The organism is Woodsholea maritima DSM 17123 (assembly GCF_000382325.1).
Classification (GTDB): domain Bacteria; phylum Pseudomonadota; class Alphaproteobacteria; order Caulobacterales; family Maricaulaceae; genus Woodsholea; species Woodsholea maritima.
The window spans coordinates 72,348-98,717 of record NZ_KB908060.1 but is presented as its reverse complement, the minus strand read 5'-3'; the positions used below and the strand labels follow the sequence as shown (position 1 = coordinate 98,717).

Annotated in this window: 27 protein-coding genes and 1 tRNA gene; 11 read left to right on the top strand and 17 right to left on the bottom strand. The window is 55.6% G+C overall.

The annotated features are described in order from the left end of the window. Positions 1-537: a winged helix-turn-helix transcriptional regulator gene (locus H151_RS0112535; protein WP_019962009.1), complete on the top strand. Its 537-nt coding sequence runs from the start codon at positions 1-3 to the stop codon at positions 535-537. Here the strand turns inward: H151_RS0112535 and H151_RS0112530 are convergent. Both H151_RS0112530 and H151_RS0112525 read right to left on the bottom strand, forming a co-directional pair. Then, positions 521-1,246 (bottom strand): RlmE family RNA methyltransferase, encoded by a 726-nt coding sequence (locus H151_RS0112530; RefSeq protein WP_019962008.1) that lies wholly within the window; start codon positions 1,244-1,246, stop codon positions 521-523. The two genes, H151_RS0112535 and H151_RS0112530, sit on opposite strands and share 17 nt — an antisense overlap. Beyond that, positions 1,243-2,367 carry a Ppx/GppA phosphatase family protein gene (locus H151_RS0112525; RefSeq protein WP_019962007.1) on the bottom strand — a complete coding sequence of 375 codons (1,125 nt, stop codon included), beginning with the start codon at positions 2,365-2,367 and terminating at the stop codon, positions 1,243-1,245. The genes H151_RS0112530 and H151_RS0112525 overlap by 4 nt, the downstream gene beginning before the upstream one ends. A 249-nt stretch (positions 2,368-2,616) precedes the next feature. On the opposite strand from H151_RS0112525, the gene hspQ reads away from it, so the two are divergent. Beyond that, positions 2,617-2,955, top strand: coding sequence for a heat shock protein HspQ (gene hspQ / locus H151_RS0112520; RefSeq protein ID WP_026353999.1), 339 nt, complete (start codon positions 2,617-2,619; stop codon positions 2,953-2,955). A gap of 250 nt (positions 2,956-3,205) precedes the next feature. Here hspQ and H151_RS0112515 read toward each other — a convergent pair whose 3' ends face one another. The 5 genes from H151_RS0112515 to H151_RS0112495 all read right to left on the bottom strand — a co-directional run bounded on the left by H151_RS0112515 (position 3,206) and on the right by H151_RS0112495 (position 7,135). Beyond that, positions 3,206-3,490, bottom strand: a complete 285-nt coding sequence (locus H151_RS0112515) for a hypothetical protein (protein WP_019962005.1) — start codon at positions 3,488-3,490, stop codon at positions 3,206-3,208. A gap of 54 nt (positions 3,491-3,544) precedes the next feature. Then, complete coding sequence (locus H151_RS0112510; protein WP_019962004.1) at positions 3,545-4,558, bottom strand: fumarylacetoacetate hydrolase family protein; 1,014 nt, start codon at positions 4,556-4,558, stop codon at positions 3,545-3,547. A gap of 72 nt (positions 4,559-4,630) precedes the next feature. Beyond that, the gene (locus H151_RS0112505) at positions 4,631-5,275 is read right to left on the bottom strand and encodes a carbonic anhydrase (protein WP_019962003.1); all 645 of its coding nucleotides are present in this window, start codon (positions 5,273-5,275) and stop codon (positions 4,631-4,633) included. Between the two features lie 73 nt (positions 5,276-5,348). Next, positions 5,349-6,491: a homogentisate 1,2-dioxygenase gene (locus H151_RS0112500; protein ID WP_019962002.1), complete on the bottom strand. Its 1,143-nt coding sequence runs from the start codon at positions 6,489-6,491 to the stop codon at positions 5,349-5,351. Between the two features lie 206 nt (positions 6,492-6,697). Next, complete coding sequence (locus H151_RS0112495; RefSeq protein WP_169336754.1) at positions 6,698-7,135, bottom strand: tetratricopeptide repeat protein; 438 nt, start codon at positions 7,133-7,135, stop codon at positions 6,698-6,700. A 136-nt stretch (positions 7,136-7,271) separates the two neighbouring features. Here H151_RS0112495 and H151_RS0112490 point away from each other — a divergent pair, with 136 nt between their 5' ends. Beyond that, complete coding sequence (locus H151_RS0112490; protein ID WP_019962000.1) at positions 7,272-8,210, top strand: LysR family transcriptional regulator; 939 nt, start codon at positions 7,272-7,274, stop codon at positions 8,208-8,210. Here the strand turns inward: H151_RS0112490 and H151_RS0112485 are convergent. From H151_RS0112485 to H151_RS0112470, 4 genes are all read right to left on the bottom strand, one after another. Beyond that, on the bottom strand, positions 8,192-9,271 hold the full coding sequence (locus H151_RS0112485) for an isoaspartyl peptidase/L-asparaginase family protein (RefSeq protein WP_019961999.1): 1,080 nt from the start codon (positions 9,269-9,271) through the stop codon (positions 8,192-8,194). The genes H151_RS0112490 and H151_RS0112485 overlap by 19 nt on opposite strands. A 74-nt stretch (positions 9,272-9,345) precedes the next feature. Further along, entirely contained in the window at positions 9,346-9,909 is a 564-nt protein-coding gene (locus H151_RS0112480; protein ID WP_019961998.1) for a cysteine hydrolase family protein, read from the bottom strand. Beyond that, positions 9,878-10,579 (bottom strand): GNAT family N-acetyltransferase, encoded by a 702-nt coding sequence (locus H151_RS16425; RefSeq protein ID WP_019961997.1) that lies wholly within the window; start codon positions 10,577-10,579, stop codon positions 9,878-9,880. The genes H151_RS0112480 and H151_RS16425 overlap by 32 nt, the downstream gene beginning before the upstream one ends. Further along, entirely contained in the window at positions 10,557-11,180 is a 624-nt protein-coding gene (locus tag H151_RS0112470) for a hypothetical protein (RefSeq protein WP_019961996.1), read from the bottom strand. The genes H151_RS16425 and H151_RS0112470 overlap by 23 nt, the downstream gene beginning before the upstream one ends. A gap of 112 nt (positions 11,181-11,292) precedes the next feature. Here H151_RS0112470 and H151_RS0112465 point away from each other — a divergent pair, with 112 nt between their 5' ends. From H151_RS0112465 to H151_RS0112445, 5 genes are all read left to right on the top strand, one after another. Continuing rightward, the gene (locus tag H151_RS0112465; RefSeq protein ID WP_233354578.1) at positions 11,293-12,279 is read left to right on the top strand and encodes a LysR family transcriptional regulator; all 987 of its coding nucleotides are present in this window, start codon (positions 11,293-11,295) and stop codon (positions 12,277-12,279) included. Positions 12,280-12,368: 89 nt separating this feature from the next. After that, on the top strand, positions 12,369-13,064 hold the full coding sequence (locus H151_RS0112460; protein WP_019961994.1) for a DUF6134 family protein: 696 nt from the start codon (positions 12,369-12,371) through the stop codon (positions 13,062-13,064). Between the two features lie 119 nt (positions 13,065-13,183). Next, positions 13,184-13,510, top strand: a complete 327-nt coding sequence (locus tag H151_RS0112455; protein WP_019961993.1) for a hypothetical protein — start codon at positions 13,184-13,186, stop codon at positions 13,508-13,510. Between the two features lie 83 nt (positions 13,511-13,593). Next, positions 13,594-15,057, top strand: a complete 1,464-nt coding sequence (locus tag H151_RS16420; RefSeq protein WP_019961992.1) for a M20/M25/M40 family metallo-hydrolase — start codon at positions 13,594-13,596, stop codon at positions 15,055-15,057. A gap of 202 nt (positions 15,058-15,259) precedes the next feature. Then, on the top strand, positions 15,260-16,069 hold the full coding sequence (locus tag H151_RS0112445) for a hypothetical protein (protein ID WP_019961991.1): 810 nt from the start codon (positions 15,260-15,262) through the stop codon (positions 16,067-16,069). Here the strand turns inward: H151_RS0112445 and H151_RS0112440 are convergent, their stop codons facing one another. The 4 genes from H151_RS0112440 to H151_RS0112425 form a co-directional block, all read right to left on the bottom strand. Then, complete coding sequence (locus tag H151_RS0112440; protein WP_019961990.1) at positions 16,070-17,260, bottom strand: HD domain-containing phosphohydrolase; 1,191 nt, start codon at positions 17,258-17,260, stop codon at positions 16,070-16,072. Positions 17,261-17,288: 28 nt separating this feature from the next. Further along, on the bottom strand, positions 17,289-18,302 hold the full coding sequence (locus H151_RS17205; protein WP_019961989.1) for a response regulator: 1,014 nt from the start codon (positions 18,300-18,302) through the stop codon (positions 17,289-17,291). Then, positions 18,299-19,723, bottom strand: a complete 1,425-nt coding sequence (locus tag H151_RS17200; RefSeq protein WP_019961988.1) for a PAS domain-containing sensor histidine kinase — start codon at positions 19,721-19,723, stop codon at positions 18,299-18,301. The genes H151_RS17205 and H151_RS17200 overlap by 4 nt, the downstream gene beginning before the upstream one ends. 271 nt (positions 19,724-19,994) lie before the next feature. Next, positions 19,995-20,975 (bottom strand): response regulator, encoded by a 981-nt coding sequence (locus H151_RS0112425; protein WP_019961987.1) that lies wholly within the window; start codon positions 20,973-20,975, stop codon positions 19,995-19,997. Between the two features lie 261 nt (positions 20,976-21,236). On the opposite strand from H151_RS0112425, the gene H151_RS0112420 reads away from it, so the two are divergent. Further along, a complete protein-coding gene (locus H151_RS0112420) occupies positions 21,237-22,406 on the top strand; it encodes a sensor histidine kinase (RefSeq protein WP_019961986.1) in 1,170 nt (389 codons plus the stop codon). On the opposite strand, the gene H151_RS17585 is transcribed toward H151_RS0112420, so the two are convergent. Further along, positions 22,384-22,539, bottom strand: a complete 156-nt coding sequence (locus H151_RS17585; protein WP_019961985.1) for a hypothetical protein — start codon at positions 22,537-22,539, stop codon at positions 22,384-22,386. The two genes, H151_RS0112420 and H151_RS17585, sit on opposite strands and share 23 nt — an antisense overlap. Positions 22,540-22,610: 71 nt before the next feature. Between H151_RS17585 and H151_RS0112410 the strand changes: the two genes are divergently transcribed. Further along, a complete protein-coding gene (locus H151_RS0112410; RefSeq protein ID WP_019961984.1) occupies positions 22,611-23,228 on the top strand; it encodes a GIY-YIG nuclease family protein in 618 nt (205 codons plus the stop codon). Between the two features lie 13 nt (positions 23,229-23,241). Here H151_RS0112410 and H151_RS0112405 read toward each other — a convergent pair. Continuing rightward, a tRNA-Phe gene (locus H151_RS0112405) sits at positions 23,242-23,317 on the bottom strand. A gap of 447 nt (positions 23,318-23,764) precedes the next feature. Between H151_RS0112405 and H151_RS0112400 the strand changes: the two genes are divergently transcribed. Continuing rightward, a complete protein-coding gene (locus H151_RS0112400; protein WP_169336753.1) occupies positions 23,765-26,365 on the top strand; it encodes a TonB-dependent receptor domain-containing protein in 2,601 nt (866 codons plus the stop codon). The last annotated feature ends 5 nt before the right edge of the window (positions 26,366-26,370 follow it).

Sequence of the window (26,370 nt, the reverse complement as noted above, 5' to 3'; positions counted from 1 at the left end):
ATGGACATTGATCTTCTTGTCAAGCTGACATCCAGGGCCTGGGCGTTCAAAGCGCTAGCCCTGATCCATGAGGGGATTCCGGCCCGCCAGGCCCCCTTGCTGGCGGCCTCAGGGGCCAGTCGCACGACCTTTGTCAATTCATTGAGATATTTAGAGGATTTGGAGCTGTTGGAGCGCAATCCCGGCCATGGCCACCCCCTGCGCCCGGAATTTCGCCTGACCGCGAAAGGCCTAGCCCTCGCCCCCCTCGCCCATCAGATTGAGCGCCAGATCAAGGATGAAGCCGATGCGGCTTTGATCAGAAAAACCTGGACCCTGCCCTTGCTCGCCGTCACGCACGCGCCCAAAGCCTTCAGCGTCATCAAACGCGATTTAGGCGCGATCACCGACCGCGCCTTGTCCCACACTTTGCAAGAATTATCCGAGCATCACTGGATCGAACGGCATGTGGAGGCGCAGGCGCGCCCGCCGCGCCCCTATTATCACGCGGTTGAGACCGGCGCGAAGATCAGTAAATTGATCAGCCTTCGCGCTTGAAATTCAAGGCCACCAGATAGGTTTCTGAGCTTTCAGAACGGCTTGATTGCGGCTTCCAATGGCGCACTTTTTCAAAGCGGGATTTGAGCTTGGCCAGCAATTCATCCTCCGCCCCGCCTTGGAACACTTTGGCGACGAAGGCCCCGCCGGGCTTCAACGTATCAAAGGCGAAATCCGCCGCCGCCTCAACCAGACCCATAATGCGCAAGTGATCGGTGGATTTATGACCCGTCGTCCAAGGCGCAAGGTCGGACATGATCACATCGGCAGGCCCACCCAGGGCCTCTTTGACTTTGTCCGGTGCGCCCTCTTCGGTGAAATCCAGGGTCATCATAATCGCCCCGTCAATAGGATCCATCTCCAGAAGATCAACGCCCACAACATGGCTAGCCCCGCGCTTTAGCGCGATCTGCACCCAGCCGCCGGGCGCAGCGCCCAGATCGGCGACCCGCGCGCCGGGCTTTAAAAACTTGAACTTATCGTCCAGCTCTTTGAGCTTATAGGCCGCACGCGAGCGATAGCCCTCCATCTGGGCCATTTTGACGTAAGGATCATTCAGCTGGCGCTCCAACCATAATTTGGAGGAGTATTTGCGCCCGCGCGCGGTCTTCACCCGCTCGCGAAATTGCTTGGCCGCGCGCTGATCTCCGCCCTTAGTGACCGGGCCAGACCGCCGACGGCGGCGCTCCTCGCCATCCTCCTCACTCATGCTTCATCCTTCGCTTCACCCTTATCGGTGCCCTTGCGCCGACGTTTGCGCCTTTTGGGTCGCATCAGGTTTAATAATATGCCTTCTCTTAACCCGCGGTCACCGACCCGCATATAAGTGCTGGGCCATTCATCCAGAACCGCTTCTAAAATCGCACAGCCCGCCAGCACCAGATCGGCACGTTCCGTCCCGATACACGGCTCAGCCGCGCGCCCGTCATAATCCTTGGACAACAAGCGCTGACACGCCGCGCGCGCATGCTCAACCGTGAAGACAAGTCCATCAACCTGCGCGCGGTCATAACGTGGCAGATTAAGATGCACGCCCGCCACCGACGTTACCGTGCCTGAGGTGCCGACCAGATGGGCCTTGCCCTCTTCAAACAGGTGACGCATCCGGCGTGCGCCGCGCGGCGGCTTTAACGCCTTGCGTGCGGCCTGGCGCATGGTGTCATACCAAGCTTCACGGTCTTCACCTTCAGGAAATTTCTCCGCCATCGTCACCACACCATAGGGCATGGTCGACCAGCCGCGCATGGGCGGGCGCCCGCCACTATCGGGTCCACCGCGCGCGCGCCATTCAGCCAGATCGACCCAGCACAGCTCGGTCGAGCCGCCACCAATGTCAATGACCAGTGCGGCCTCTTTATCCGTATCAAGAAGATCAATACTGCCCTGAACGGCCAGGCGCGCTTCTTCTTCGGGTGAAATCACTTCCAGCTCGATGCCGGTGGCCTCTTTCACGCGCTTTAAGAAGACATCCCCGTTCGAGGCACGCCGACACGCCTCGGTCGTGACCCAGCGCATCTTGGTGACTTTGCGTTTATTGACGCGTTCCGCGCATACGCTCAGTGCGGCAACCGCACGTTCCATAGCCGGGCGCGACAGCGAGCCATGCGTGGCCAGCCCCTCACCCAGTTTGACGATACGTGAAAACGCCTCAACGACCCGAAACCCCTCTGGCGTACGCCGCGCCAGCAGCATACGACAATTATTCGTGCCCAAATCCACCGCCCCGTAAATGGGATCATTGGACTTGGCACCTTTGGGTCGCCGATCTTTACGACCGGATCGGGCTGTGGACGCGTCACCCGGCGCGTGGCCGGTTGGCTTGTGGCCCATGGCCTGTCACATCCTTCATCCTCACACCCGGCCTTTTAACGCGCAGCAACCCTCCTATATCAAGGCGCGCAAGCGTTTAGTCGGACCCGATGCGAATTTCCATTTGGCCTCAGCTTACGCGCGCTCGGATGATTTAGAAAGGTGGCCTTACCAGACTTTTACAGCCCCGAAGCCCGACCTGGCCCAGATCGCTTGAGCCATAACGGTTTTTACCTCTGTCTAAGATGTGTTTGCTAGAATGACAAAATGATGACTATGAAACAGGCCAAATTTTCGATCGGCGATGTGGTGCGTCATCGCCTCTTCCCGTTTCGCGGGGTGATTTTTGACGTCGACCCAGTCTTCGCCAATAGCGAGGAGTGGTGGCTGTCCATCCCTGAAGAGGTCCGCCCGCGTAAAGACCAGCCCTTCTATCACGTGCTCGCCGAAAACGAGGAGAGCTATTATACCGCCTATGTGTCGGAGCAGAATTTACTGCCCGATGCCGAACATGGCGCGGTCGGTCATCCTGGCACGGCGGAGCTTTTCGAGGGCTTCAATGGAGAGCGTTATCAATTGCGCGCGCGAAACATCCCCGCGCAACATTAACCATCACTGCTGAGTTTATACGGGCCTAAAAGTCTTTCGGGGAGATGGATTAGGTCTTCAGCCATTGATTTCTGGACAGGATACCTAAGCGTGCATGACAGATTGAGTCTAAAAGCCCCAGAAGACCAATGAGGGCCAGCATTTTTCCAGATCTCTAATCCCCGCTCTGGGCGCTAAACCCCGACACGCAGAATAAAAAACACCCCGCCAAGCACAGCCTGGCGGGGTGTTTTTCATAACCACATACGCCTTAAACGTCGGACAAACGCCGCGCGAGATCGGCTTCGGGATCCACCGGATTGGCGGCCGCAGAGCGCAAGGCTTCGCGTAGCTCAAACTCGGTCATCTTCAATAGCTTGGCCATCAAGGGGATATCGGTCGATCCGTCCCCGCGATCAAAGGCCGGCGCGACCAACTCAATCACCCGAAGGTCAAGATTGCGCTGGGATGTCGCGCCATAGCCACTATCCAAATAGGCCTGAAGATAACGTCGCCCGAAACCTTCAAAATCAAACTCGCTCGGTAATTCAGCCATAAGGGCCTCCCTCAATCCACGACACCGTTAGGAGAACCAATACAGCAAATACGTTTAGCCTTCGTAACGCACGACTTCCTGCTCAATCGCGCCAAAAATCGAATGGCCATCCTTATCGAGCATTTCGATGCGAATTTTATCGCCAGGCGTCATGAAACGGGTCTTGGGCGCGCCATCGTAAATCGTTTCAATCATACGGATTTCTGCGATACAAGAATAACCCTTACCGCCTTCGTTGACCGGTTTGCCCGGACCATCATCCAGCTTGTTAGAAATTGTCCCTGAACCGACAATCGTGCCGACGCTCAAAGGACGGGTCTTGGCCAAATGGGCCACCAATTGACCAAAATCAAAGGTCATATCGACATGGCAATCGGGCTTACCAAACAACTCACCATTTAAAGTCGACAACAATGGTAAGTGGACTTTGCCTTCATTCCACGCCTCACCCAGCTCATCGGGGGTCACCGCAACGGGAGAGAACGCGCTCGGCGGCTTAGACTGGAAGAAGCCAAACCCTTTGGCGAGCTCGCCCGGGATCAACCCGCGCAGCGACACGTCATTGACCAACATCACCAGGCGGATCTGATCGCGTGCGGCCTCAGCGCTTAAACCTTGCGGGCCTTCACCGGTGATGACCGCAACTTCGGCTTCGAAGTCACAGCCCCAGCTATCATCGGCAAGCGGAATATCCTCGCGCGGCGCCAGGAAGGCGTCAGACCCACCCTGATACATCAAAGGATCGGTCCAGAAGCTGGGCGGCAATTCCGCACCGCGCGCTTTGCGCACCAATTCGACGTGATTGACATAGGCCGAGCCATCCGCCCACGCGAAAGCACGCGGCAGAGGCGACAATGCATCATGTTCGTGGAAGCGTTCACGCGGGATCGTCTCGCGCTCCAGCTCTTGCGCTAAAGTGCGCAGCTTTGGCTCGCTTAGCGCCCAATCATCCAGCGCAGCCTGTAAAGTGGGGGCAATATGACTGGCGTCGGTGCACCAGGCCAGATCCGTTGAAACAACGACCAAACGGCCATCGCGGGTCCCATTTTTCAAACTTGCTAGTTTCATGGACACATACCTCTTTTCATGACGCGTGAGAGTAAGGGGGCGATGCCGACTGACACCGCCGATTTAAGGACTTTAAGCGACTTCACTGGGGGCGACACGATCAAATGCGCCCTCCGGTGACATCCATTCCAATTCCCCCGTAGCGATGGAAAACCGCGCACCGTGCAAGGTCAAGCCCCGCTCAGCAATCGCTTCAGCCACAAAGGGAAACTCTTTCAAACGCGCGACGGAATACTCCACCGAACGCAATTCCAAATCATTCGACAAGGCGTCGATATCGCTTTCCCCCAAAGCCTCTACACTGGCTTCGCGCGCGGGCAACATCGGCTCCAGCCAAGGCCCGACGAATTCAAAATCCAGCTTCTCAATACCATGGGCACAGGCCGCAACCCCGCCGCATTGGCCATGACCCATAACGAGAATGTTTTTCACTTTCAGGGCCTTCACCGCAAACTCTAGCGCCGCCGACACCCCGTGGCGCCCGCCATCGTGATCATAGGGCGGGACCAGATTGGCCACATTGCGCACAACGAAAAGCTCGCCAGGACGCGCATCAAAAATCTCAGCCGGATCCACACGGCTATCCGAGCACGCTATAATCAAGGTGTGGGGGCTCTGGCCCTTTTCCAACTCTTCATACAGCTCACGTTGTTTGGTAAACCCGTGAGCACGGAAACGACGAAAACCCGCAATCAAGGCCTTCGCGGCATCTGACATAATACGCTCGTTCATAGGTCAGATGTGCCGTATTTTCTCAGATGCCACAATGCGTAATTCACTCAGTCCAGGCTTAGGCCTGGGTGCCCTTCCAAGAATTGACATAGTCAATATTTTCAACCTGGCTTGCCCCCTCACCGATTTCCAACGGATCACGGGTGTCGATCATCACCGCATATTCATCGGTCGCAGGCTTGGACTGGGTCATCATATTTTTCAAGGCTTTTGGATGCGGCCCGTGGGTAAAGCCCGTCGGGTGGAAGGTCATCATGCCCGCATCAATATTATCACGGCTGAAGAAATCACCGGCGTGATAGAACAGCACCTCATCAAAATCGTCATTATTGTGGAAGAACGGCACTTTGAGCGCACCTGGATCGGTCTCAAACGGACGCGGCGCGAAGGTGCAAATCACAAACCGATCCGACAAGAAGGTGGTGTGGGCGCTCGGCGGCAAGTGATAGCGATGGCTCATCAAAGGCCGGATATGGCGCACATTCAAACGCACGGGGTGCAGTTCGCCATGCCAGCCCACAGCATCCAGCGGATTGAACGGATAGGTTATGCGACTAACAGCGTTGCGCTTTTTAACCTCGACAACCCATTCATGATCTTCATCGGCTTGTTGCGCTTTAAACGCCTCATCAATCGCCGGCACATCGAACATCGCCGGATCAAAGATCGCATGCGGACCGACCAAGCCTTTATCGGGCAGGGTATAATGGGTATTCGTTGCTTCGACCATCAAAACAGCCGTCGGCGCGCTGGGGCTCAAGCGCCACATCGTACCGCGCGGCAGGACGATGTAATCGCCCGCCTCATAGGCCAGATGACCGAAGTCGCAATACAGCGCGCCTTCACCCTGGTGGATGAATAATAATTGATCACCATCACCATTGCGCGCCAGCGTGGTCATAGGGCTAGCCAGCTTCCAAAAGCGCATATCCACGGAGTTGTTATATAAGACACGCGGCGCGGCCCAAGGCGAGGTTTCCGCCTTATTCAAAAGGTTCAGATCAAAGGCGCGCGGGCGCAGATCGCCTTCAAAATTCACCCAACCCGTCGGCGGATGTTTATGATGGAGGAAGGCGGCAGGACCGAAAAAGCCCTCTTTGGACATTTCACGCTCATAGGGGCCTTCAGCGGGAAAATCAGCATGGGCCTGACGTGAGGCGAGACCTTCATGACGCGAGGCGTAAATCCATTTGCGGCTCATAGTAATGCTCCTCCAAATCCCGTGTTTGCGACCCATGATGAAGGGCCGTCAGCGATATGAAAGGCAATTTAGTTACATTTGAAACTAATTGGAAGCACTCTTTATACATAAAAAATGCACGAAGGGCAGTCGGGGCCCTTCGTGCGGGGTCAAGCGGCCCAATAGGCACCGCACACGACCAAGATGGAGGAATTTACCGGGCGCGATTAGGCCCCGGCCTTGCAAGCCAAGCTTGCAAGATTGGCTTTCAGAACGCGGTCATCCCCATTAAGGCGTGCTGCGATCTGAAAATCTCGTCGGGCACCGCTCCAATCTTCACGTTGGGCGGCTAAAATGGCGCGGTTATTCCAGGCCTGCCAGCTGTCAGGATTGATAGAAACCGCCGCCTCACAGGCCTGCCAAGCGGCTTGCCACTGGCCTAGCGCGCCATAGCTGGCACACATCGTCGTCCAGGCGGCCGCATCATGATGAGACGCGCGCGAGCCCTCGACAACCTGGGTGGCAAAATGGATCGCTAAATCATAATCGCGATGGGCAAAGGCATTGGCGGCCCCGCGGCTATCACTATCTGCGCTGCGTCGGGCCAGAAATTGCATGTCTTGAGTGGGCGCACAGATGGCGTCTGAGGCCGCATCGGCAGACATCGCCGCCCCCAAGGATACAAGGATTAGACATAAGCTCAAAGACATAACAGCCTCCATAGGTTGCATGACCCATACATATTCATAATTCGGAAAAGAATGAATTGCTGTTTTTTTTAGAGATGCTATTCATAAATGAATGGAAAACTGGTCAGACTACCGCATCTTCTTAGCAATTGCACAAACCGGCAGTCACAGCGCGGCCGCACGCAAGCTGAGTTTAAGCCAGCCCACTGTGTCGCGCCGCCTCGCTCAACTGGAAGACACCCTGGGCGATAATCTGTTTTTGCGCGATCGAAACCGATTGGAACTGACCCCCCTGGGCGAAATCGTCCAAGATCATGCCTTGCGCATGCAGGCTGAGGTCGATGCGATTTCACGCCAGATCATCAGTCAGGACACGCGCTTTAATGGCCCCATCGTTATTGCCGCCTCAGATGGGGTGGGCGGGGATTGGCTACCCTGTGCTTTAAAAGGCTTTCAAGACGCCAATCCGGGTGTGACCCTGCATATCGACATCCAGAACGCCACAACCAATCTGGCCGGGCGCGAAGCGGATATTGCCCTGAGATGGAACGGCCCTGGCCAACAAAACAGCTTAATCGGGCGCAAGATCGCCACCGTGAAAGGCGGGCTCTATGCCGCGAAGGCCTATCTCGATCAAGCCCCCCCGATCGGCGATATTGAAGATTTGATGGTGCACAAGGGGATAGGCTGGCGCACCCATGGCTTCTTTCCCTGGCCCAAAGATGAGGAGAACCATCTGTGCATGCCGCAAACCCTGTCACTGTTGACAGACAACCCCATCACCCATGTCTGCGCCCTGGCGCGCGGCTTTGGCATCGGCGTGACATCCCACCGCAATGCACGCCGATATGGCCTGGTTCATCTGTGCCCCGCCTATACGATTTCACATGATCTGTGGATCGTGGCCCATGATGACGTACAACGAAACCGCCGGATTCGCGCTTGCTTTGATTACTTAATTGAACAAAGTCATAAAGATGCCCCGCACTTTCGTGACGGGGCCCCCTCAATCTTTGCGCCGGATTTTAAACCTTATGGTTCATCAGAATAGATAGAGACCACACGGCCCGTCTGCGCGCTCCACGCGGCACGATACATGCCAGCGGTATTGTAGCTCCACCCCGGCGCGCCATCATAAAGGATGATGATCCCGCCATCCCCGCCCATAACGCCTAATTCATCTTGGATGACGCCATCGGCTGCGGCCTGCATATCTTCACCCGCCAAGGCAATGCGTTGACAGATCCGCGCGGCCACATTCAAGCGAATGAAATATTCTCCTGTGCCCGTTGAGGATACACCGCACGCCCCTTCGGCATAGGTGCCTGCGCCAATGATCGGGCTATCCCCGACCCGGCCCCATTGTTTCGCGGTTGTCCCGCCCGTAGAGGTGCCAGCTGCGGTTAAGCCCGCTTGATCACGCGCGACAACGCCCACCGTGCCAAAGGCATGCTCGCGCTCCATAATGTCCAGCGCGCCCTCTTGGACAGGCATGGGATCAGGCGCACCTTCAGGACGCATTGGGCGCTCTAAGCCCAGCTGATCAACCCGGCGCAGCATGGAGGCCCAGCGCCGCTCGGTAAAAAAATAACTCGGCGCAACAATTTCAAGATCTTGAGATGCAGCAAAATGCTCTGCGCCCTCCCCCATCAGCATAACATGAGGACTTTGCTCCATCACAGCACGCGCGAGTGCGATGGGATGACGTACGCGGGTGACACCCGCCACCGCCCCAGCCTGGCGGTTATCGCCGCGCATAATCGAGGCATCGAGCTCATTATGCCCCTCAGAGGTAAAGACCGCCCCGCGACCGGCATTGAATTTTGGGTCATCCTCTAAATAGCGAATGACGGTTTCAATCGCATCAAGGGAAGAACCGCCTTGGGACAGCACCTCACCACCCAGATCCAGCGCATGATTGAGGGCATCGCGGTAGGCCGCCTCGGTGGCCTCATCCATTTGGCCACGCTCAATCACCCCGGCTCCGCCATGAATGACGATGGACCAGCTTTGCTCCTGGGAATTCTGACCATAGGCTTTGCTAGAACAATGGCCCAGCGCCAAACCGGCCGCCAAGCCCGCAGCGATGGCTATCTGAGTATAGGCTGACATCTGCACTCCCCTCTTATCATTAAAAGAAGAAGAGCACGAAATTCAGGCCACGCCTAGTGCGAAGCCCGGCGCAGTTAAGCGCGCCGACTTACAGAGCTTTGAACTTCACCCAACTGGCCCGCAAAATCAGCCTGAGAGACCAAGCGGTTAAGTTTTTGGGCTGTGGCCAAGCACAATTCGCGGGTGTGATCGGCATCCCACTCACCAACCTCAGTAGAGCCACACGCCTCTCGAAGCAGGCTTACTTTATGACCCCGGTCAACCGCATCATAAAGTGTGGTGGTCAAGCTCATCGGACCGCTAAAGCCGATCATCACGGCCCCATCCGGCCCGCCGCCCTCTAACACACCCTCTAAATCAGGGTGCGCATAAGCAGAAATGCCCGCACGCTTCAGCACCACTTCACCCGGGCGCGGTTCACAGCCTTTAATGGCTTGGGGCAAACCCTCGCCATCGATCAACGGACCGCCGCGGTGCAATTGGGTGTGAACCACAAACCAGTCATGGGCCCGCGCCGCTGCAATCACCTGTCGGCAGGTTTCAGCAATCGCCTCACCGCGCGGATCGGCCCAAGGGCGATGCGGGGTGATAAATTCCTTTTGCAGATCAACGCACAACAAGATCGGAATGTTGAACATCACTTTGCTTATCCTCTCCCTGACGGGTCTTGTGCCCGCTTTTGCGCCCGCTGGCGGCTTGAACGCTGCGCTCAATACTGCCACGGTTCACAGAGCGATCCAAAGGTCCGGGCTTATCCCACTCACCTTCAGGTCGATCTAAGATCAACGCATCTGTGTCCATTGTCAAAGCTTTTGGATGTAAATCGAAGCGTCCCTCAACCTCAAGATAAGCTCTATCCGAGAAGACAAAGGGGGCGCGATGTTCACGATGATGCAAGCCAAAGCGTTTCCAATAGGCTTTCAAATGCTCCTGGATATGCCCTAAAACACGTTGATATCCCTTACGGCGTATGACTTCATAGCCATATTTGATCATTTTGCGCGTAATCCGACCCGAGCGTTCACGCGGCAACATCGTCACCCGCTCTAACTTAGCAAACCCCGCAAACCAGCGAATGCGAAGGGTTCCAACAGGCTCCCCATACAGCTCAGCAATCAAATGCGTTGCCCCGCAAAAATCATTGCCATCATACTCTTCTTCATACGGACAATCCTGCTCGGCCATATAGACCAGCGCGCGGATCATCATGACTTTTTGTAAATCATCTAAGGTGCGCGCAACACGGATAACAACGCCGTCATCCTCCTCAGGAATTTTAAAGAAATCACTCGGCTGCGATCCGTCCATTTTCGCCCCCTAAATTGCCTAAAACTTCATTATCTTGCGTTTGTGGAATCCAGCCCAACCAGGACGCTGGCCCATTGGGCGCATCCAAAGCCGCGGTCATCATCCGCCCCTCGCGGCTGACAGGGCGCGCAAAAATCGGGATATGATTGAAGGCCTTACGCCGCGCCAACGTCACAGCTTTAACCAAGGCGCGCTTAGAGGCTTCGGTGCGCGCGGCCAGGCACCACACATACAGCGCACGCGCGGCCTCGCCCTCTTGGGTCAAATGGTTGAGATCGGGCGCACCGGGGCGTAGACGCCCTGTCATCAAGGCTTCAAACCCCTGCGCATTCAAATATAACAGCGCAATGAAGCCTTCGATGGTCCCGTCCTGCGCTTTACGCACATAAAAACAGCGCTGGGTGCGGTCTTCACAGGCCTGAACAATCTTGGCACTGACCAAACCACCACCCAGCGTATCATCACCAATATCGAGACCGGCTTGAATGTCAGAAAGATCATTCGTGGAATAAAACCCGCCATTGGCGAATATAGAGCGCAATTTACAATTGCGATCTGCATCACCATCCTCTATGCCAAATCTTTCTTTTTGATAGCCCAATTTCGACTCCTTAAAGGTTAACGCACTCTTAAGGTTAAATTGGCTCACTGAGGGGCTATGAAGTTCGAATGATGCCCATGCGAATTTTTTATGCTCACTGAGCGAGGTTATTGTGTTGCGAAACTTGCTTTTTGACTGGGATGATTTGCGGGTTTTCCACGCCTTAGTGAGTGCGGGCTCCATGGGTAAGGCTGCGCGAAAGTTGAATATCGTCCAGCCCACAGTCTCGCGTCGTTTGGAGGCGTTAGAAAGCCGAATTGGGGCACGTCTGGTGACGCGCGGCGCGGATGGCATTGAGCTGACCGATGTGGGTGAACGGGTCTGGGCGCTTGTCCAGACCATGCAATCGACCGCGGATGATATTGAGCGCGTGGCCAGTCAAGCCGACAAGGCCGAAGCCGGGCGGGTGCGCATTCTGGCCCCCGATGGCATCGCCAGTCTTTGGCTCGCGCGTCACCTTTGGCAATTCGTTGAGGCCAATCCGCTGATCAAGCTGGAGATCCTAACCCAATCCGAAGCCAATCCGATACCCGAAACGGACGCCGATATTATTTTGCAAATGAATAAAACCAAGCGCATGCAATATGTTGCTCATGACTTGGCCACTTTGCATTATGTGCCCTTCACCGCGAAGAGCTATATCGACACTTATGGCGCGCCTGAGGGCTTGGCCGATGTGCTTAATCACCGCCTGGGTGATTTGATCTCCTATCGCGACAATCAGGAAAAATGGCCTCAGGAAGCCCAAGCCATCAAGCAAATGATGAAGCCTTCGGTGCTCACGGACAATAGCGCGGTTCTGTTTGAAGCCCTGCGCTCGGGCTCCATCATGGCGATGCTGCCGACCTATACGGCGACATTGGCGGATAATTTGGTCTATCTCGATCTCGACCTGCATATCGCGCTGACGGTCTGGCTGGTTTATCACCCCGATCAGCGCCGCGTCACCCGGGTTCGTAAAGCCCTCGATTGGCTGCGCAGCATATTTGATAGCGCACAATATCCCTTCTTCCGACGTGATTTCGTGCAACCCTCTGACTTTGCCCACGTCGAAACATTGCTGGTGCGCGGAGAACGCCCAAAGCCGCGCCTGCTCTAAGCGTGAATTTGACCTGAGTGAAGATCGCCCTAAATGTGTAATGAGCCTCAATTACGGTGACGCTCGCGATATGACACAAGGGACAGGCCATGCCATTTAAGACACTGACCCATAGCATCATTTTAGCCGCCCTCCTTCATCTCAGCCCCGCCTATGCCAATACCCCCGACATCAGCCCCGAGCCGGTCTCGGGTGAGACCATCATCTTTGATGTCTATCGCGGCGAGGACACCCATTTTGGCACCCATCGCATCGCATTTTCACGCGATGGCCAAGATCTCATCAGTCAGATTGACATTGATCTGCGCGCTGGGATCGGCCCCATAACCGTGTTTCGCTATCAGCATCAATCCACTGAGCGCTGGAGTGATGGGCGCTTGATTGAGCTTTCCAACCGAACCCTCAAAGACGGGGAGGCCTACACCCTTGAAGCCCACCTCACGCCTGAGGGCTTGAGCGTCACCGGCAAGACCCCTGAAGGCGAGCCCGTCTCCGAAGTCTATAGGGCCCCTTTCCTGCCCTCATCGCATTGGCATGGCTATCCCGTGGATCTGCAATCCATGATCAATACCGAGCATGGTACGCCCATGGAGACTGAGATCACCTATCTGGGTCAGGCACAGATCGAAGCAGACGGCCAAATGATCCAAGCCCATCATTTTCGCCTTCAAAGCACGCTCACGCTCGATCTCTGGTATGATATGAATGGACGCTGGGCGGGATGTGCCTTCGAAGCGAGAAACCAATCCATACGCTATGTCAGACGCGCCAACCCCTTGGGTTAAATTCCATCCTATGGCGCGTTGAAACCGCTTGCCCTCTACACGCTTGCGATGCTACGCGCCCTATAAGCGCTGTTCATGGATCATAATCGAACACACAGCGCCACGGGGATCAGGGTGATTTGACCGAGTTTCAATATAGCGACCTGTTGCGCGGCCCAACGATGCAGATCTGGATCCGGATCATGCAATGGGTCTGGATATTCTTGGTCTTTTACATCAATGCCCAGCTGATGCGCGGCGGCTTTGATGACATCCTGGATATTCTACGCTCACCCTATGCCACGCCGCGCGAACGCTTTCAGGCCCGGACCAAAACGGTGACCCGCACCTTGGCGCTGATCCTGGCCGGGATATTTGGGGCCACGCAAATCGCCTTTGCCCTCTGGTTTCAGGGCGGGGTTTTGATTATCCTATGGACCCAAATTTCAAGAGCCTTCAGCGCCTAGCCCCCTTGCTCTTGATCAAAATGCGCTTACGCTAACGTCAAACCAAAAATAAGCGCCCGTTCGCGGTGCCTGGGGAGACAATCATGCGTGATCATCGCTACTCAAAGCCTTTATCCATAGGGGTGTTGGCGGGGCTGTGCGCCCTTGGCCTGCAAAGCTTCAGCTTTGCCCAAACCTCACCCGGCGCTTATATCCAGCCCGCCGATGAGGCGGCCCTGGCGCGTCTGAGCCAAGCCATCCAGATTGAAACCATCACCTATGATGATCAAAGCCGGATTGACTGGCAGAGCTTTACGACCTTCCAAGCCTTCTTGGAGGCCAGCTTTCCCGATCTTCACCGCGTAACGACGCGCGAACGCTTTAATCATTCGGCCTGGCTTTATACCTGGCCGGGCAGCACTCCAAGCCTAGAGCCGATCCTCCTGATCGCTCACCAGGATGTCGTTCCCATTGAGGCGGCGAGTGAAAGCGAATGGACCCATCCCCCCTTCGCTGGAACACGCGCGGACGGCTATATCTGGGGGCGCGGCACCTTGGATATGAAGGGCCATTTGATGGCGGTGATGGAGGCACTGAATACGCTGGCAGCTTCAGGCTATCAGCCTGAGCGCACAATCTTGATCGGTCTGGGCGATGATGAGGAAGTCGGCGGTGAAGGCGCGCGCCAAATCGCGTCCCATCTCAGCGCGCATCACATCCACCCCCTCTTCATCCTGGATGAAGGCTTGATGGTGCTCGATCCCTTGTCCCTCACCGAAAAGCCCGCCGCGATGATTGGCGTGGGGGAAAAGGGCTTTGGCACTTTACGGATCGTGGCTGAAGGTCAATCGGGTCATTCTTCGCGCCCGCCCTTCCAAACCGCGCCCGGACAATTGGCCCGCGCCCTGCTGGCCCTGGAAGAGGTAAAGTTCAAAACCGATCTGGATCCCTTGACCCGCAGCACGCTGGGCGCCATTGCCGATGACTTTGAAGGGCTTTCAGGCCTCGCGATCAACAATCTGTGGCTGTTTGGCCCCATGGTGAAGGGCCAGCTGATGTCTGGCGCGACGGGTCGGGCTCTGCTGTCCACGACCTTGGCCCCGACCATGCTGGAAGGCTCCCCCAAGGCCAATGCCCTGGCGCAATATGCCGAAGCCCTGGTCAATGTACGCTTGCATCCACGCGACACCCCTGAAGGCGTTTTGAGCCTGGTTGAAACAGCCCTGGCAGATATCGAAGGGATCAGTGTCAGCTGGGCCGACATCCCCAATGGCGCGCCCACGCCCAGCGATATCAACTCCCCCGTGTTTGAACGGCTGAAAACCCATGTCAGCGGGCTTTATGAAACCCCGATTTCCATGGCCCCGACCCTGGTCATCGGCGGCACCGATGCGCGAGCCTATCAAGGCCTGTCACCCAATATCTACCGCTTCCAACCGGTCGTGATTTCTGAAGACGATGCGGCGCGGATGCATGGTGTCAATGAACGGATCAGCGAAGATAATTATGGCCGTATGATCGCCTTCTTCAGCGGTCTGGTTCGTGACTTCACCCAAGCGCCGGAATAAAACTTTCCTTGCACGAAATCCTATATTCGTGCTTTGGCTCACACCCTAAAACTGTTGATAACGCCTAGAATAAGTCAGGATTAAGCTGAACTTATTCATTGAGATCAGCATTTTAGCGATTAACCATTCACGCTAAGATTGAGCTGGTCAGACTCAGTGCGTCGTGGTTAAGTGCTGTTGGGGGACAGTATAGGAGTGGGCCATGCAACGAAATCGTTGTATTGAGCTGGGGCTAGCCAGTATTGTCGCGCTATCCGGCTTGGTATTGGGGTTTTCAGAAGTCTCTGATGCCGAATCACATGCTTCGCAAAGTCTTACACATCTCATCCGCAGTGATTGGGATGCAAATTCAGCTATTCGCGCACCGCTTTATCAAGAAGCTCGCCAGCGCTTGAGCCCTGAGGCTGCACGCAGCGCGCAGGCCATTCTCGCCGTGCGTCAGGCCTCTACTCAAACGAGCGCGCGTTATCATTATGATGCGCGCCATTTCGAAGCTCCAGGTCCGGGCTATCTTGAGGTCCGGCAAGATATCTCCACTGGGCAAAACCCGCTCGACACCCGCGCTTTTGCTTCACTTGCCAGCGTCCAGATTGATTATGTCCTCCCGCTCATCAACACGTCTTTGGATGAGTTTACCGATTTAAGCTTCGATGCGCGCTCCGGAATTGGCTTCAGCGCGGATGTATCTGAAGTTACGACCTCGGGCCAACTGGAATTAATCACCCGGCTGGATAAGGAAAAATCCTTCCCCCATTGGTCCCTCTTCGTGGGTGGGGAACGCCAAGCGCTTTTCCTCAATGAAGGCGCTGACTTCTCACTCACAAACGGGCTCAGCTATGAGCATTTCGCCACCGTGGGACGCACTCAAGCCGGCGCGGCCTGGCGGTTTTCCGACTCGAGCAGCCTTAGCCTGTCTTACATGTATGAGGAAACGGCCTTTGCCCTCTCCCCACAGCAAAACTGGGAAGAGGACGAACACTCTGTCGGCTTGGTTTATGAGCGGCGCTGGTGATCAGGTGACTTTGGCATTGGTGAGCTCTTCACGCAGGATGTGGATGGGCTCTTCAATACCGGCGAGCTTATGAACCTGGCGCATTTTCTCCAACATGGGTTGGGTGATTTCATTGCCCGCGGCCAGCAGCAAGCGCCCATCACGGGTATGACAATCCCTGGCCAGTCGATCGCCATGAAGCAGGCGCGACAATGGCACCTCGCGCTCAATCCACACCTTGGCCTGCGCGCCATAATCGGCCGCGCGCAAAGCCGCGCGCACCCGCGCCAGCAAGGCCGGGTCAAAATAATGGGGCTCATCCTCTTTGGGTAACAGCGCCAATAAGCCGACATGACGCCCACCCCCTTCGGAGTGATCCACCGCATAAAGCAGGATGTGCAACAGGCGCGAAAGCTCCGGGATATTGCCCCCTGCCACATCGTCTTTGGGATAGCCTGAACCATCATAATGCTTGCGTGAATAGAGAATGATCTTTGCCACGTCGAAAATGTGCGGGATGTTGGCGACCAGATCATGGGCGGTTTGGGCGCTTTGTGCGACCAGATCCTGTTCGAGCGGAGTTAGCGCCTCGCCCTGATTGCGCTTTTTGATGATCTCACTGGGTAAGGTCATCTCGCCCAGCCCCCACAGGATCGAGGCCATGGAGAGATTGGATTGGGCGGACAGATCAAGCCGCGCGCCCAGCTCCTCGGCCCAGCGCTGTACCCGGCGCGCCCGGCGAAACGCGCCCGGACTGGATATCGCCAGGACATCCATCATCACGCGCACCGCCCCGGCGACGGTCTGTTCCAAAAGATCACGCTCATGGACCAGGCGTTCACGCTCGGCATAAGCCTCTTCAATAGCCGCCATTATCTCTTTAGGGCTGGAGGGCTTATTGATGAATTTGAAGACGTGGCCTTCATTCACCGCCTGCGTGGCGACGGCCAGATTATGGGTACCGGTCAGCATGATCCGCATGGTTTGCGGCGCAATCCGTACCGCATGGGTTAAAAAGCTTGCCCCATCCATTTCCGGCATGCGCTGGTCAGTGACCACCACATCAATATCCGGATCGGTGCGCAGAATGGCCAAGCCCGCATGGGCCTTATCGGCCGTGCGCAAGTCCAAGTCCTTTCGTAAGACCCGCTTGATGGCATTCAAGACATTCGGGTCATCATCAACGAACAAAACCTTGGGCTTGCGCGTCATTTACGCTCGATCCCTTCTCCCTGCCCCGCTAATGCATGGACATCGGATTATGATCGCGCATCATCGCGTCTTTCAGCCCTGCAGCAATATGATGCGCGGGATCGCCTGAGATCTCCGCATCATGCTCAGGGTGAAGCGTGCGTAGCGCCACGACCATCTCAATCGGTAGCGATAAGAGGCTGGCGAGATAGGCCGCAGTTTGTGCCTGCTGCGTTGGGCAAGGTTCACCCTTGGCGTGAGCAATTTGCCCGGCCACGGCCCACAAAAGCCCTGACGTATAGGCCGCATCAATGAGGGTCGGATCGCCATCAAGCTCACTCATCGCTTGGCGACATTCCTTGGCGAGCTCACTGGTCGGCTGAGGCAGGTCAGGATTAACCCGTGAAGGCGGGCCGACGCGGGTAAGGCGCTGATTATCCAGCAAGGAGCGTAATAAATCCGCGCCCAGATGGCGCACAGCCTCATCCACGCTGACGGTGGAAATTGCCGGACCGAAATAGGCCGAATTGGCCAGCTGCAAGACCTGCATCGACAGGGCCGGGTCATTTTCAATCAGGCGAATGATCGCATCGAGATTGAGATTCTCAGCATGTAGCTCATTGGCCAGCACGTCATGGATCTCTTTGGGCGTCCACACGCTGTCGAGATCATCCACGCCCGCCAAATCCAGCTCGGTGCGTAATTGCAGCGGAATATCAATCGCGGCGATCAAAGTCTCCGCACTGCACGGCTTGGGTAAAAAGCGATGGCTCTTACCAATCGTGCGCAAGGTGAGCGTGCGATCGGCTTCACCCGAGAGCACAATGCGCACAGTTTCCGGCATAGCCTCTGAGACCACATCCAGCAGCTCAGCGCCATCCATTCCCGGCATACGCATATCCGACACCACGGCCTTGGCCGGGGTATTGACCAAAATATCAAGGGCTTCTGCGCCACTTTCGGCAAAGCGCATATCCCAGACATCATTCTGCTTACGCATCATACGGCGCAAGGCGCGTAAGACATTCGGTTCGTCATCGACGAACAAGACAATCGGTTTCATTCGCGAACCTCCTTCTCACTTCTTTCTTGTTGGCAGGGCAGACGCAGGATGAAAGTTGCCCCTTCACCCGGTGGGCTTTGGCACTCGATACTGCCGCCATGCTTGGTACAGATAATATTGTAGGTAATGGCCAGCCCCTGCCCGGTCCCTTTACCCACCGCCTTAGTGGTGAAAAACGGATCGAACATGCGCGAAGCCACATCCGGAGCGATCCCCGTTCCGGTGTCAGTGACACGGATTTCCACCGCGTCACCCAGTTCGTCTGTGTGTATTTTCTGAGTTTGTAGGGTTACGACGCCGCGTTCCTGCGGGTCTTTTTCGACAATCGCATCAACCGCATTGACGATAAGGTTGAGCAATACCTGATTAATATCCCCAGCGAGCCCCATGACGCTGGGTAGATTATCTTCCAACAGCAAGGAGACATCGCAGGCATATTTCCATTGATTGCGCGAGACGGCCAAAGTGGTGGTAATGGCGCGGTTGATATCCACGGGCGACATTTTATGACTGCCCGGATGGGAGAATTCTTTGATCGCTTTGACGATAGTGGCGACCTGTTGCAGGCCATGCAGCGATTGGCTGAGGGCGCTGGGCGCTTCTTCCAACACAAAGTCCAGATCGAGATCTTTAAACTGCTCGCGATAGGTCTGAATTTCCGGTGCCTGGGGATCGGCCTTTTTTAAAGCCTCGACCACATCTTGGCTGGTTTTCACAAACTTGATCAAGTCTTGGAAGGACTCTTTTAGAAACTGAACATTATCGCTGATATATTGGATGGGGGTGTTGATCTCATGCGCCACCCCGCTGGCCAAAGTCCCCAAAGATTCCAATTTTTGAGCCTGGCGTAATTCCGCTTCCAAGCTTTGGCGGCGCTTTTCCGCGTCCTTGCGGTCAGTAATATTGCGCGCCACCCAGACCGAGACCTGCTGGCCTTTGAGCTTGGTACGCGACACCGCATATTCCACGGGGAAGGTTGTGCCATCGGTGCGCTTGCCTGTGGTTTCCACGGCAATCTCGCGCAGGCTTTCAACTTTCGACAAATCCCCCTTAACCCATTGAGATTCAGGAATTATTTCCTCAAATAAGTCTGTAACATGTAGACCGGCAAAATAATCTTCATTCAAACGGAAGGTTTTCATGGCCAGTTTATTGGCGTGATGGATGGTGCCATCTTTCCTGACCAGTAAAATTGCCAACAAGGTCTGGTCGAGGGTCGTTTCCAACTGGCGGCGGTGATCTTCAAGAACCTTGGCGGCTTTGGTCAGCGCCAGATTGGTGCGATGCAGCTCGCGACTTTTGGTTTCCAGCAATTGTTCAGCTTCGATCCGCGCAATGGTCTCGCGTTCAAATCGACGCAGCAATTGCTCATAACTCAAACGGGGCTTGGGTGTTTTGTCATCAATATGAAACGCACACATTGCTGACCTCCCTTCCTGCCAAGATCACCAACATCGTGTTTGGCGCGATCGACCAAGTCCAGGGATGTGATCGCCTTTATCCAACCCGACACCCTGGCGGAGGCCTCATCGAGTAGGGCGAAAAATACCTGGATGATAAATCCTTTCATCATGACCCTTCGGGCTAGAGCCCATCTCCACCTCTTGGCCCAGTGTGACGAAGGCAAAACGCCCGGCCTATCCCCATTTGAGGACGGGGCGTATTTTGTTTGCGAAAGATCCGCGCGCGCCCTCACCCGTGTCGCCTCAAATAACCGGGCAAGGTCAAAACCCGCGAGACCAGCTCGCCCTGGCTTCGCACGTCGGTTTTGGCAAACACCCGCTTGAGGTAAGTGCGTGCGCTCGACACGGTGATGCCACTGGTCAGGGCCGCATGCTCGAGGCTCTCGCCCTGCGCCAGAGTATAGGCAATCAAGGCTTCGCTGGGCGTCAGGCCATAAAGCGCGATCAAGGCTTCAGGCGGCGGAGCGCGATTTTGCACCGGATCACTGATCAAAACGACAACCGAGCCTTCGCCTTCGCCAATCGTTTTAATGACCCCGCGATAGGGATCCTCGCCCGAAGGCCGGGTGAAGAGCAAAAACACCGGTGCCCCTTGATCGGCTTGCGCCACCTCATGAATTTTGTTGTGAAGGCGTTGCGATAACAGGGGCTGTGCGGCCCGCAAAATGCCCTGACCATCGCGCAGCAATCCATCTTTGCGCCCTAAGATCTGCTCAGCGGCCCGGTTGGCATGTAGGATTCGGCCCGTTTCGCTATCAACAACAAACACCCCTGTCGACAACACTTCCAAGGCTGCACGGCCAACGCCGCTTAACGATGCCAAGCCGGAGTGTTGGTCCTCTAGGCGCGCTTCAATCGCTTTAATTAAATCGGCAATGGCGCAGGGTTTGGTGAAATATTGCGCAACTAAACCACTATTGAGCGCGCGGACCGCCACCGTGTAATCGCCCGTTCCGGTCAATAAAAAACAAGTGATGGCGGGGTTCATCCCTTTGGCCCGCGTGATTAACTCCAGGCCATCCATGCCGGGCATGCGAAAATCACTGATCAGAACATCGCAAGGGCTAGCTTGCAGGGTCTCAAGTACCGCAGGCGCGGTGTCACACAATGTAAGTCCCCAATGGGGGCGCAAACGCCTTAAAGACCGCGCCAGGGCTTCAGGCACGGCCGTTTCATCGTCGACTAAAATAACACCCGGCCGATATCCCATAAGCACCCAAGGCTGTGGGGCGCGCTAAGCCCCAAAGTCGTCAAAATCTATCGTCATAAGAAGAGTGTCAGACGCGCTTAAAATTTGAGTGAATGCTATCACTAAATTTCTTCAAAATCTCTTCCTGTGCATAAATTCTAAAGCGCAATAAAACTTAAGGTGTTGGCAAAATCGCTTCATACTTCACAGATCACTTAAATACGATCAGGATGCGCAAAATTATCCTGTGTGCTGATTCTTTTCTCTTAGAGTTACTCGCCTATGAAGTCTCGCCTCAACCATATTGAAGCCTCTGATTTATTTGACCAAATGCCCGTTTCAACCATGGTGGCGACGCTGGATCGGGTTGTTCTATCGGTCAACAAGGCTTTTGAAGAGGAATTTGGTTATCGCCGCGAGGATATCCGCGGCGTCGATACGCGCTTTCTCTATCCTGATGATGACGCCCATGCCCAGGCCGCCGTGCGCGTCAAGGCCGCTATGGCCAATCCCAGCCAGTCCTTTTTATTATCGTTTAAGCGCAAGGACGGCAGTACATTTATTGGTGAGTGCCTGATTGTGCCCATTCAGATCGAAGGCGAGGCTCAAGGCTTTTTCGGCATCACCCGCAATGTCAGCCAGGCCGTAAACGCGCAAAAAGCGCTCATTGAGCTCAGCGAAGAGCTGCGCGCCTCCAACGAAGACCTTACCTATTTCGCCCATTCCATGGCCCATGATTTGAAAGAGCCTTTACGCAAAATCTCAGCCTTCGGGGACATGCTGTCTGAACGCTTAGGCCCTCGGCTAGACGATGATGATAAGCTCATGCTCGATTACATGGTTGATGGTGCGCGCCGCGCCCAGACCATGATTGACGCCATGTTTGAATTTGCCCAGGTGGGACATACCCGCAGTAACAATGGACTCCTTCAATTGGAAAGCCTGATTGAAGAGGTCTGTGAAGACCTGGCCTTAAAACTTGAGGTCTCCCGGCCCGTCTTTCACTGTCAGGGCCTGGGGGAAATCCACGCGGATCGTAATTTGATGTGGCGCGTGTTTCAAAACCTGTTGTCCAATTCCCTACGTTATCGCAACACGGCCGAACGCCTGATTATCACCCTGACCCAGCGCAGTATCGATGATGAGGTGGAGATTGAATGGCGCGATAACGGCATCGGGTTTGAGAACGAGCTTTCAGGCATCATTTTTGAACCTTTCCGCCGCGCCCACATCCCTTCATCTGAACGGCCTAAAGGGACAGGTATGGGTCTTGCCATTGTTAAACGCGCCATCACCCATCAAGGCGGGCGCGTCTGGGCCAGCAGTGAGCCGGGCAAAGGCACGACCATCACGATCCGCCTGCCGGTCCATGCGCCCTTATTAGAACGGGATCAAGCGGGCGAACCCCCACTTGATCCTGCCTTTTACCCTAGCGCACAGGCAGGGCAATAGGGCGAAGCGGAGCGGCATCGGCCCCACGCAATTTCAACGAGCCGCCAATGAAGGCAAACTCATAGACCTTATCGCCTGCCTCACCGATTATCCCCTCAGCTGTCGCAGCCTTTTTGCGCTCTATCCCGCGCACAAGGAAAAATCATTGAAGCTTAGGGCTTTGATTGATTACCTTAAACAACCTGCCACAGAATAGAGATCACCATGCCCAATATCGTCTATGTTTTATCTAATCCTGCCATGCCAGGCCTCATCAAAATTGGCTTGACCCAAAATGATTGCACTCAAACCCGTATCAACCAACTTTATACAACAAGTGTACCAGTCCCTTTCAAATGCGAATATGCGTGCATTGTTGAAGACTGTCGAATCGTTGAACGCGCACTTCACACGGCTTTTTCCTCGCTTAGAGTTAACTTAAAACGTGAGTTCTTTGAAATCAGCGCTGAACAAGCCATCAGCATACTCAAGCTACTGGCGCTTGAAGATGTTACCCCGCAAGTCGAAGACGACAACAAAGCCATTCCAATCGATGAAAGGGCCGCCAGAGAAACCTTAGCTCAGCGCAGAAAACCGCGCCCGGTTCAGAATTTCATCGAGATGGGACTTAACATCGGCAGTTCAATTTCCACGCTCGATGGGCAAGGTCACGCCGTCATCGCCTCCGCACGCAGCGTGCTTTATTTGGGCCGTGAGGTCTCTCTGGCTGAAGCCACACGTCAGGTTTACGGTCCTTCTGCCAAATCCAAAGGACAATGGGCCTATGAAGGCAAGGCGCTTGAAGAGATTTACGAAGAAACCTACCCCAGAAACGAAATTTAGAAGGGAAAGAGAATGGTGCCTAGGGGCAGATTTGAACTGCCGACACACGGATTTTCAATCCGTTGCTCTACCAACTGAGCTACCCAGGCCCCGTAACTAGCGGTGTGTTCCGCCCGTCGAGAGCGCGGTTTATAGCCGTAAGTTTTTGGCCTTGTCTATGGCCTTAGGCGGATGGATCGCAGTTCTTTTGCAGTTGAGTGACACTGAGATAGGGTGCCAGCTAGCTTTGCTTTATAGTTATGGGACGAAATCGACACCCTTTCGTCATGGCTTAGGCCGGACCAAGAGGGCATCTTCACAGGATGAAATTCAACCTTAGATTTTTTTGCCCCCGCAGTTTCAGAATCTTAGCCCGATCTGAGAGTCACACTCTGCATTAATAATCCCTCGGCTGGGCAAAGCCTCTTGTCCGAACAGATTGCTAACGCTAGGTCATCCTCTACACAGACCTCATACCATATAACATAACAGGCTCCCCCATGAAGATGTTGCCCCCCCGCCTCCCTCTTCTTGCGCCCTTGCTTAGCGCCAGCGCCTTGAGCGGCCTTTGCCTCAGCCCCGCTTTCGCCCAAGACGATGCGCCAGAGCGTATTGTGGTGCTGGGCAGCCATATTCCCGGTGTCGATGCCAGCCAGCAGCCGGTGATCAGCCTGGACCGCGCCGCGTTGAGCGCCGCCGGACAGGATGATTTAGGTGATGCCCTGGTTTGGTTGCCGGTAATGGGGGGATCGGAGTTCAACGAAGATCCCGGCACGCAGAATGATACCTCCGGCACGTCCAGCCTCAATTTGCGCGGCCTGGGACTTGGCTCCACCCTGGTGTTGATGAATGGCCAGCGCCAAACCGTCGCCAGCGTCTCTGCCGATGATGGCACCAGCTTTGTTGATATGAACGCCCTGGTTCCTGATATTGCCATTGCCAAGGTCGATGTCCTGAAAGATGGCGCATCCCCGCTTTATGGCTCCGATGCCGTATCCGGCGTCGTCAATGTCATCACCCGTGATACGTTTGAGGGTTTTGAGCTGAGCGCCGAACATCGCGCGCCCACCGATTATCAAGGCTCTGGCGCACAAAGCAGTATCGCGGCGCTTTGGGGCCATGATTTTGGCGGCGTGAAAGCCACCGCAGCCTTGTCTTATTTCACACGCGAACCGTTAGAGGGCTATGAAGTGCCCTTCATCGTCGGCACCGGCCTGTCGGCCCTTGGCGGACCGGGGGCTTATAATATCCTGGCCCCAGGCGGCGGATTAGAAGTCCCTGGCACGGTGATTGATCCCGATTGCGCCGCCGCCGGTGGACGCCCGCTGGTTCTGGGTGCAGACAATGCCTTTGGCACGCCGGGCTATTGCCGTTTGGACTATGGTCAGTTTTTCTCCGCCCTGACCGATGAAAGCCGCTGGCAGGGCTATGGCGCTGTATCGGCGGATCTCGCCGGCACCGAAGTCACTTTGCGCGTGTCCGGCGCCACCAGTGAGGTTGAGCGTGGCAATTCCCCCTCTCTTCCTAATCTCAACTTCCCCACAATTTCTGCCAGCCATCCGGGCAATCCCTTTGGCCGCGATGCGATCTGGTGGGGGCGCCCCTTGGGTGAACAGGCCGGGGCCGCACGGCGCAATTTTGACCATGACACCTATCGTATTGGCTTAAGCGCTGAGCGTGATGTCAGCCTCTGGGGTCGCGATTGGACCCTGAATGGCGCCGCGACCTATTCACGCAATGAGTTGACCGCGAGCATCACCGATACCCTCGCTGCGAATTTCAACCGCGCCCTTCAAGGCTTTGGCGGAGCCAGCTGTAGCGGCACCACACCTGGCGATCAGGCGGCGGGATGCTATTATTTCAACCCCTTCGGGTCGGGCTTCCTGGTCACCGATCCCTCTGATCCGCGCTATAATAACCCGGCCGTGCTCGACTATATTATAGGTGAGGACATCCGCACCTCCAAAGCCGACTTGATGGTGTTTGAGGCAATTGCCGCAACGCCAGCCCTGTTTGAGTTGCCCGCCGGTCCGGTGGGTGCCGCCTTTGGTGTGCAAACCCGGCGCGAGACTTTGCGTGTGGATCATGGTGAGGATTTCAACAATGACGACTTCCTCTTCATCATTGGCGGGCCGGATTATTCGGGAGCCCGCGATTCGCGCGCGATTTTCAGCGAGCTTGATCTTCCCCTGAGCCAGAGCGTCTCGCTTAGTCTTGCCGCACGCTATGAGGATAATGAGGGCTTTAGCTCAACCGATCCCAAGGTGGGCCTCAATTGGGTGATCAGTGAAACGACGCGCCTGCGGGCCTCTTACGCGCAATCTTTCCGTGCGCCATCCCTGCACCAGCAAGTCTCGGGCAGCACGACGCTGCAAAGCCTCAATATCGGCACGCAAAGCCTGTTCCGTCCGGTACGAACATTGGGTAATCGTGATCTAGATCCCGAAACGGCGCAAACCTTTACCGCGGGCTTCCTGACCCAGCTGGCGGGCTGGGACATCACTGTGGATCTGTGGCGTACAGAGGTAGAAGACCTGATCGTCAAAGAAAATGCTCAGGCGATCATCACCGCCGATCTGGGCGATGGCACATTTGATGATCCGCGTATCGAATTGACCAATGGGGTCGTGACCCTGGTACGGGCCGCCTTCGTCAATGCCCCGCAAGTGGAGGCGCAAGGCCTTGATCTTGCGTTGGCTTCTCCCGACTATGATCTGGGTCAATGGGGGCAAATCACGGCCCGCGTGGATGCCAGCTATCTCGATCACTTCGAACTGACCGATCCCACCACTGGCAAAACCACCGATGCCAAAGGCCAGCGCAATTTCACCAATTTTGCCCGCTCGGCCCCCGATTGGCGGGTCAGTGCCGCGCTTAACTGGATGAAGGATGCCTATTCGGCCAGCGCCCATGTGCGCCATACCAGCGCCTATGATGATGATGAGAATAAAGGGGCTGAGATCGAGGCCTGGACCGCCTTTGATCTGCAACTGGGCTATCAGCTAGCGATCGAAGGCCATGAAGCCAGCATCCAGCTGGGTGCGCTCAACCTCTTCGATGCAGGCCCCTCACCGGTCAAAACACCGCTGGGCTTTGATACCAAGCTGCATGATCCGCGCGGTCGGGTCGGCTATATCCGCCTGAATTTTACCTACTAGATCTA